Consider the following 6377-nt stretch of genomic DNA (forward strand, 5'->3'; position numbering starts at 1 on the left):
TTTTATACTTTCTTATCTCAAAATAAAAAACTCCCGCCTCTATATAAGAGACGAGAGTTTGGTTTTCCCGCGGTACCACTCTAATTGTTCACAAAGAACCAGCTTTCTTTTGTAACGGAGGATTCTCCGGCCTCACCCTACTTTATTCAGGCTTGCATCTCAAAAGTGCGTTTCATTATCTGTTCCATGTCAGGCTCTCACCGTCCCTGACTCGCTATAACTTCCCAGATAACTACTCTCTTTTTCATTGACTTTTTCCAGTTAGATTATCAGTTATTATACTGGAAAGATTAGGATTTATCCATAGGTGTTGATTATTTTTTTCATTAGGGAACCTTATTGTTAAAGGAGGGATTTTTATGGCCAGACGAAATAAAATACTTGTTCCGGAAGCCCGGAATGGATTAGATGCCTTGAAGGCAAGAGTTGTTCAATCTGGAAGTCCTGAGGATGCTAAATTTGAAGCGGCCGAGGAGGTTGGTGTTCCTTTAAAAAAGGGATATAACGGCCAGCTGACCTCTGAACAAGCTGGGAAGGTTGGCGGAAGGCTCGGCGGCAGTATGGTTCGCGAATTGGTTAAAATGGCACAAGAAAACTTAAGTAAAAGGCAATAGACGAAGGGAGCCATTTGTCAAGGCTCCTATATTATTTTAAAAAAAGTTTGACAATTCTGTGACAATTGGTAGAATATTCAGTATAAGGAGTTGGTGAATATGAATGAGAAATATGTAAAGAATTTACAAACTTTTAAAACGGCATCAGCCTACTTTGGGGGATTCGGATTCATTTTTCTTTTATTCAGTATTTTTGAAAACGGTTACAAACTTACCCTTGGATTGGGTATCGGATTAACCGCTTCTTCAGTCGTCCTTTTCTTACTTGGAATCTTTTTGGGATTAATGGAAGAGTATACACTTGCAAGTAAACGGAAAGCACCGGTTTCCCGATCATCACATCAATTTTATTATTAAAATACACAAACAGACTTGTGCGCCTGACACAAGTCTGTTCTTATTTTGCCCCCTCTCGTAACAGAAAAATTTTCATGACGTCGGCAATTTGATCGGAACTCAATGGGTCATGATTTCTTTCCCAATCAGAGACAAGGGCTATGTACATTTTTAGCAATAGAAAACTGATTACTTCCGTATTTGCAGGTGGAATGGCTCCTTTTGCAATTGCAGTTTCAATCTTTTGTCTTAAATATGCAATAATTTCATCCTCTACATGCTTCAACATTTCGGATACCGCTAATGTCCCCATTTCTGCTTCTTCTTGGACAAGCTTGATCATCAACTGGTGATGAGAACGAAAGGCTAATAATCGGGTCAGGGCCCGGTGGACGTTCTCCGTAAATGGTAATCCCTTGTCGATGACGGCCTCAGCCTCGGCAATCATTTCTTTTACTAATTTAGATATGATTTCTTCAAAAAGTTCTTCTTTATTTTTAAAAAAGGTATAAATTGTTCCTTTACCAACATTTGCGAGCCTTGCTACCTGGTCCATGGTGGTGGCTTTATAGCCGAATAACGAGAAAGACTTTGTTGCTGCTTCTATGATCATTGTTCTTCTATCGGGAGCCATGTTTCGGTCCTCCTTTTTGACTAAATTAGTTTTCTGGTCAATTCCTAATTTTAATATATCATAGCTTATGATTTGTTTCAAACGGATGAGAAATTAGTCTTTCCCATACTAAAAAAACCTTTCAAATTAATGAAAGGATTAGTGTCTCTAATTCAAATAAACCTTCCCCTTTATCTTCTTGCTCGTTTGTTTGATAAATTCCTCAATCGAATATCTGCTAATGGGGCTACCACCCTTCTATTTATAGGTTTAACTAAACGTTTGATTAGTACTCAAAAAGCCTTTACCTGTAGATACAGCCTCATTTAATCAAACGTTTAGTTAGTTTTTGAACCGCTTTAAAAAATCAATCAAACGTTTAGTTAATTTTTTTTCCTTCTTTAAAAGTTGTTTTTTTCCGCAAACCAGTTTCTTTGTTCACAAGTCTATCACTTTGCGAGAATGTTCATTGCTCTCACAATCGACTATAATATGTTTGGGGTGAGTATATGGCACGAGAACGCAAATTCTCAACAGAGGATTTATTTCAAATTACAAAACAAATGCTTTTAACACATGGGTATGAGGGATTTTCGTTTAGCCTCTTGGCTGAACAATTGGAAATCTCTAGAGGGGCCATCTATAAGTATTATGAAAATAAAGAAGAGCTCATTACAGATTATATGCTCTATGAGATGGAGCATTTTCTCACTGAATTAAAAGACATTGAATCAGTAAATGGATTTGATGCAAAGTTTGATTTTTTAATCGATCTTATATTCAAGAATTCAACCATCCCGCATATGATTGAATTAGGACGCAGGATTCCCATCAATGGAAATCAAAAGGTCAAGGAAAACCATGAAAAGCTGGAAAAGCAGCATTTGAATATGTATCACCATCTACAGGGATTCATCTCCTTAGGCAGACAGGAATTAAAGTTGAAGGAGACACTACCCGATCCGTTAATACTTGGATTTATTTTTCAAACGATTATGATTCCGAATCACTTTGGAATTCCCCATCCACAATGGGTTAGCTCGATTAAAGAGATGATTCGTCATGGAATGTTAAGAAATGAGTAATTGACACTACTGTCACTTTAACAGATAATTATGGTGATAAAGGTGTCTTTTTTTTCGGCAAAGTGACAAATGTGTCACTTTGCTCACTAATTATAGAAAGGGGTACAAAATGAAAACATTTCTAAAAGCCATTACTGATCGTGTTACTACTAAAAAAGGAATGTGGATTACGCTCTCTGCCTGGTTGCTTGTTACCGTCCTTTTGGCGGTCTTTGCTCCAAGTGTGAGAGATTATGAGGTTTCTAAGATAGATACCCTTCCAGATGATGCAAAATCCGTTATTGCTCAAAAGAAAGTGGACCATTATTTTAAGGATAATGATGGAATTCCAGCCATTTTAGTCTTCCAATCTAGTAAAGGTGAGATCAAACTAGCCGACCTTACTAAGCTTTTTGATCAGGTTAATAGTGAAAAAGTTAAAGGCGTACAGCAATTAGTCTCTTTATCAGCATTACCTCCCCAGGCCGCAGCTGGCTTCTTTTCCGCTGATAAGACGACTGCCATAATTCCTTTAACTTTTGATTCATCTTTAGAAACAAAGGAAATAAAAAAGTCGATTGACGAAATCACAAGAATTACAAAAGAAACAACGAATTTAAAATTGTATGTGACAGGACCCGCAGGGATTGCAGCGGACACGCTTGACCTTTTCTCACGGGCAGATTTAGTCCTTATCTTCTCTACAGTTGGTTTAATCCTTGTGTTATTAATTGTTATTTATCGCTCGCCATTATTGGCACTCATACCACTCCTTGCCGCAGCCTTTGTCTATGAAGTTGTGTCTCAAACACTTGGATTGATGGGTAAAGCAGGACTTGTGATGAGCAGTCAAACGGTATCCATTATGTCGATTTTGCTCTTTGCCGCCGTTATTGATTATTCGCTATTTGTTTTCTCACGTTACCGTGAAGAGCTGAAAGTTTATGAGAATAAATATGATGCCATGAAGGAAGCGATGAGGGAAACAGGTACTCCCGTTTTCTTCTCAGGGGGAACTGTTTTAGCAGCAATGCTTGTGTTATTTTTTGCTAAGTCGGGGGATTATCATAACTTTGCTCCAACCTTCGCCACTACGATGCTAATTATTATGCTGGCTTCGATTACACTCGTTCCGGCCTTGTTTACCCTCTTTGGCAGAAAGTCCTTCTGGCCTAAGGTTCCAAAGGTAGGAGATGCAGCAGTTAATCAAAATTCCCTATGGAGTAAAGCGGGACGTTTTGTTGCAAGAAAACCAGGTCTCTCCGTTGCTGTCATCAGTGTTTTGCTACTCATTGCTGCAAGTAATATGTTTAATCTTAAATATGAATTTGACACCATGAAGTCATTCCCGAAAGATATGCCGTCACGATTAGGCTATGAAATTCTGGAGAAAAAGTTTGAAAAAGGCGACCTCGCTCCAACGACGGTTCTATTGGAGTCGCCAAATCCCATCACAGTTGAGCAGCAAAAGCAATTACAAACGGTCCTCTCGGATCAGCCGCTTGTCAGCAGTGTACGTATAAATGGCTATACTGAGGACCAAAAGGTGATAAATTACAGCGTGACATTTAAGGGAAATCCATATTCTATTACGACCATTAATGCGATGGAAAAGATTATTAATAAATCTGGAGACATAATAGACGACAGTGGTGTGGACGGGAAGCTTTATTTTGCCGGAGAAACGGCTGTCAAAGTGGATGACCGTGCGACTAATAATCGTGATGTAATTGTTATTGTTCTCCTTGAGACGGTCTTGATTTTTGCCATGTTAATTATCTTAACTAAGTCGTTTAAGATGCCTATTTATATGATGGGTACCATTTTAATTTCCTTCCTTGCTGCACTAGGTTTAGGGATGTTCTTAAGCAGTCTGTTCTTTGATATTAGCACTATCAGTGACCGGGTGCCCCTTTATGCGTTTGTCTTCCTGGTGGCTCTTGGAATTGACTATAATATTATGTTAATCTCAAGATTCCAAGAGGAACAAAAGAGACATTCCGTTAAGGAAGCAGTGGAAATTTCCGTTGCAAGCACAGGTGGGGTAATCTCATCTGCAGGTGTCATTCTTGCTGCAACCTTTGCGGTCTTGATGACTCAGCCAATTCAATTATTATTTGTTTTTGGATTTATTGTTGCTGTCGGGATTTTGCTTGATACCTTCTTAATTAGAGGCATCTTACTCCCGGGTTTAATTATTTTATTGGAAAAAGATAAAAAGGTAAGCGAGAGTAAGTAGGTCTCCAGCTATAACAGAGCCAGCCTTTCTTTATTGAAAGACTGGCCTTTTTTACTAATAAAGCTTGCTCCAGACAGGACTTAGTTTCAGGAAATTTTCGTATACTATGCTAGTATAGTGAATGAAAGTAAATGAATGGAGGAAAACAAAGTGCTTCCTAACTTTGAAGAAAATCTACATAAATATGCTAGACTACTTGTTGCCAAAGGAATCAATGTTCAGCCTGGCGATTGGGTTAAAATGACCATCACTGTTGACCAGGCTCCTTTAGCTCGTTATATCACTAAAGAAGCCTATGCACTAGGTGCTGAAAAAGTAATCGTAAAATGGTCTGATGACGAAATCAGTAAACTGAACTACTTACATCAACCAGTAGAAGTGTTAACCAACATCCCCGACTATGAAATTCAAGAATCCGAAGACCATGTTTTAAATCATCGTGTTAGCCGGCTTTCGATCGTATCAAGTGATCCTGGGCTATTAAATGAGGTGGATCCAGCTAAAATAGCTGCCTATCAAAATAAAGCAGGGAAAGCATTCAAGGCACAACGTGTGGCAACACAAAACGATGAGCTGAAATGGACCGTTGCCGCAGCTGCCGGGGCTGGCTGGGCGGCTAAAGTATTCCCTGACTTAGCTACTTCAGAAGAACAAGTAGATGCTCTTTGGGATCAAATCTTTAAAACTTGCCGTGTATATGCTGACGATCCAGTTGCTGCATGGGATGAACATAAACAGACATTGAATGAAAAAGCAGCAAAATTAAATGAAATCCAGTTTGATGCTCTGCATTACACAGCTCCTGGTACCGATTTGACGTTAGGACTTCCAAAGAATCATATTTGGATGAGCGCGGAAAGCCGTAATCCAAAAGGGGAGGAATTTATCGCTAACATGCCGACGGAAGAGGTTTACACAGCTCCAGATACCCATCGTATGGATGGTGTCGTTCGCAGCACCAAACCGCTTAGCTATGCTGGTACGTTAATCGAAGGTATTGAAGTACACTTTAAAGAGGGAAAAATTGTTGACATTTCCGCTGAAAAGGGCGATGAAACTATTAAGAAACTCGTTTTTGACAACGAAGGCGGTACTGGCCTGGGTGAAGTTGCTTTAGTTCCAGACCCATCACCTATTTCTCAATCTGGAATTACCTTCTTTACTACTCTTTATGACGAAAATGCTTCGAACCACCTAGCCATTGGATCAGCGTACCCTACTACCATACAGGGCGGTACGAAAATGAGCGAAGAGGAATTATTAAAACATGGTATGAACACTTCTACTGTTCATGTCGACTTTATGATTGGTTCTAACAAAATGAATATTGATGGGATTAAGCAGGATGGCACTATTGTTCCGATCTTCCGTAACGGCGACTGGGCATTCTAAAGAAAAGCGCAAGCGCCTTGGTCAGCCCCGTTATAGGGCGACTTGTCGACTGGCCAGCGAAAGCAGGGTCAAAGACTAGTCGCCCTTAATGCGTACAGAAAGCGATAGCCTTCTGTAGC

At 39.5% G+C, this 6377-nt stretch carries 6 protein-coding genes and 1 other annotated feature; of the genes, 5 read left to right on the forward strand and 1 reads right to left on the reverse strand.

Annotated elements, in window-relative coordinates; translation table 11 throughout:
* Nucleotides 1-43 precede the first annotated feature (43 nt).
* Nucleotides 44-257 (reverse strand) — a binding site (T-box leader).
* Between the two features lie 102 nt (nucleotides 258-359).
* On the forward strand, nucleotides 360-614 hold the full coding sequence (locus COD92_RS29510; protein ID WP_098531717.1) for an alpha/beta-type small acid-soluble spore protein: 255 nt from the start codon (nucleotides 360-362) through the stop codon (nucleotides 612-614).
* A gap of 99 nt (nucleotides 615-713) precedes the next feature.
* Nucleotides 714-971: a hypothetical protein gene (locus COD92_RS29515; RefSeq protein ID WP_098531718.1), complete on the forward strand. Its 258-nt coding sequence runs from the start codon at nucleotides 714-716 to the stop codon at nucleotides 969-971.
* A 40-nt stretch (nucleotides 972-1011) separates the two neighbouring features.
* On the opposite strand, the gene COD92_RS29520 is transcribed toward COD92_RS29515, so the two are convergent.
* Nucleotides 1012-1584 (reverse strand): TetR/AcrR family transcriptional regulator, encoded by a 573-nt coding sequence (locus COD92_RS29520; RefSeq protein WP_098531719.1) that lies wholly within the window; start codon nucleotides 1582-1584, stop codon nucleotides 1012-1014.
* Between the two features lie 488 nt (nucleotides 1585-2072).
* Here COD92_RS29520 and COD92_RS29525 point away from each other — a divergent pair, with 488 nt between their 5' ends.
* From COD92_RS29525 to COD92_RS29535, 3 genes are all read left to right on the forward strand, one after another.
* Nucleotides 2073-2648, forward strand: a complete 576-nt coding sequence (locus COD92_RS29525) for a TetR/AcrR family transcriptional regulator (RefSeq protein ID WP_098531720.1) — start codon at nucleotides 2073-2075, stop codon at nucleotides 2646-2648.
* Nucleotides 2649-2757: 109 nt separating this feature from the next.
* Nucleotides 2758-4866: an MMPL family transporter gene (locus tag COD92_RS29530; protein WP_098531721.1), complete on the forward strand. Its 2109-nt coding sequence runs from the start codon at nucleotides 2758-2760 to the stop codon at nucleotides 4864-4866.
* Nucleotides 4867-5001: 135 nt separating this feature from the next.
* Nucleotides 5002-6258, forward strand: coding sequence for an aminopeptidase (locus COD92_RS29535; protein WP_098531722.1), 1257 nt, complete (start codon nucleotides 5002-5004; stop codon nucleotides 6256-6258).
* Nucleotides 6259-6377: the final 119 nt, after the last annotated feature.

The sequence above is a fragment of the Bacillus sp. AFS037270 genome, from assembly GCF_002585305.1.

Coding starts and splice junctions, on each gene's coding strand:
- COD92_RS29510 (WP_098531717.1), top strand. CDS start 360: ATGGCCAGACGAAATAAAATACTTGTTCCGGAAGCCCGGAATGGATTA.
- COD92_RS29515 (WP_098531718.1), top strand. CDS start 714: ATGAATGAGAAATATGTAAAGAATTTACAAACTTTTAAAACGGCATCA.
- COD92_RS29520 (WP_098531719.1), bottom strand. CDS start 1,584: ATGGCTCCCGATAGAAGAACAATGATCATAGAAGCAGCAACAAAGTCT.
- COD92_RS29525 (WP_098531720.1), top strand. CDS start 2,073: ATGGCACGAGAACGCAAATTCTCAACAGAGGATTTATTTCAAATTACA.
- COD92_RS29530 (WP_098531721.1), top strand. CDS start 2,758: ATGAAAACATTTCTAAAAGCCATTACTGATCGTGTTACTACTAAAAAA.
- COD92_RS29535 (WP_098531722.1), top strand. CDS start 5,002: ATGGAGGAAAACAAAGTGCTTCCTAACTTTGAAGAAAATCTACATAAA.